Source organism: Streptomyces phaeochromogenes (genome assembly GCF_001418655.1).
Taxonomy (GTDB): Bacteria; Actinomycetota; Actinomycetes; order Streptomycetales; family Streptomycetaceae; genus Streptomyces; species Streptomyces phaeochromogenes.
This window is the reverse complement of record NZ_LIQZ01000692.1, coordinates 1-1,754: the sequence shown is the minus strand read 5'-3', so window position 1 is coordinate 1,754 and position 1,754 is coordinate 1. Positions and strand designations below refer to the sequence as shown.

Here is a 1,754-nt window from a genome sequence, read left to right as displayed (position 1 = left end):
GCCGGGAAGGGTGGAGGGGGGTGGGTGGGGCGCGAGGTTCCGACGCCGACCACCGATGCCGATCCACAGAAGCTGACCCGCTGACCCACTGACGCCGGGCCCGTGCCCGCACCGGAGAGCCCCCCCCGCGAGTGACAACTCCCCGCCGGGGAGCCTCCGTTGCCATGAGCGAGGGTGGGGTTAACCCCCGGGCCAAGACGCTGGCCGACCGCAGTGCCCAGACCCCTGTGCACAGACGACTGTGTACGCATGGCACAGGAACCCGGCGCCACCGATCCCGCTGAGCCGGGACACACACGTCCCGATCCCGCGACACCGGAGCACACAGTCTCCGGCCCTGACTCCGACCCCCGCCCTGCCCCCGTCGAGCTCTCCGACCTCGCCGCGCTCAAGGCACTTGCCCAGCCCCGGCGGCAGTGGATGCTGCAGCACCTCACCGTGCACGGCCCTGCCACATCCGCGACGCTCGCCAGGGCGCTCGGGCTCAACACGGGGGCCACCAGCTACCACCTGCGCGAACTCGCGCGCTACGGCTTCGTCGAGGAGACGGGCGCCGCCGGGCACGGCCGGGAGCGCTGGTGGCGAGCCGTCCCCGGCGACCGCCGCTTCCCGCCGCGCAGCCGCCAGAGCCCCGAGATGCGGCTCGTGATGGACGAGCTGAACCACCATGCGTACGCCGCCGACCTCGAACTCTTCGAGCAGCTCCAGCGGGACGCGGCCGACGAGCCATGGGCCGATGCCTTCCCGTACTCGCGCGGCACGATCCGGCTGACGCTCCCCGAACTGCACGAGTTCTTCGAGGAGTACATCGCGCTCCTCAACCGCTACAAGCGCCCCGAGGCGGACACTCCGGCCGACGCGCGCACGGTACTCACCCGATTCCTCGCCTTCCCCGCCCAGGCCGCCTCCGCAGGAGCGCCCGCTCCCGGTACCTCGCCCGACTCGGCGCCCGGCTCCGCTCCCGGCACCGCAGATGACTCAGATGACTCAGACGACTCAGATGACGGAAGAGAGACCGAGACCCCATGATGCTTCGCTACGCCCTGCGGACCGTCCGCCACCGCAAAGGCGGATTCCTCGGTGCCTTCCTCGCCCTGATGTGTGCGGCAGCCCTCATCACGGCCTGCGGCACCCTCCTCGAAACCGGACTGCGCGGCACCATCGGCACCGAGCGCTACGCCGCCACCCCCGTCGTGGTCTCCGCCGACCAGAACGTCCACCGCACCACCGTCAAGCACAAGAAGGGCAAGACGAAGACCAAACACAAGGCCAAGCCCATCGCCGAACGGGCCTGGCTGTCGGAGAACCTCACCACGAGGCTCAGCCGAGTCCCCGGCGCCGATCGCGTCATCCCCGAACTGACCTTCCTCGCCGAGCCGTTGATATCCACCGGCACGGGTACCGGCACCGGCACCGGCGGTCGCACCGCCTACGGCCACGCCTGGGACTCCGCGCCCCTCACCCCGTACACCCTCACCACCGGAACCCCTCCCCGCGCCCAGGACGATCTGGTCATCGACCGCTACCTCGCCGACCGGGCCCGGTTGAAGCCGGGCGACCGCCTCACCGTCCAGTCGACCCAGAGCCCGCGCACGTACCGCGTCACCGGCATCGCCGCGCCCACCGGAGACGGGATACGCCACCAGACCTCGCTCTTCTTCTCCACGGCCGAAGCCCGGCGCCTCGCCGCGCACCCCGGCCAGGTCACGGCGATCGGAGTCGTCCCGACCGAGGGCACCGGCACCGCCGACCTC

1 protein-coding gene and 1 pseudogene are annotated in these 1,754 nt (G+C 71.4%); both read left to right on the top strand.

The window, feature by feature from the left end; genetic code table 11:
- The first annotated feature begins 249 nt into the window (after positions 1-249).
- Positions 250-1,029 (top strand): winged helix-turn-helix domain-containing protein, encoded by a 780-nt coding sequence (locus AOK17_RS47615; protein ID WP_079053708.1) that lies wholly within the window; start codon positions 250-252, stop codon positions 1,027-1,029.
- Positions 1,026-1,754 (top strand): annotated as a pseudogene (locus AOK17_RS47610) (ABC transporter permease); the annotation flags it as partial. The gene AOK17_RS47615 and the pseudogene AOK17_RS47610, both read left to right, overlap by 4 nt.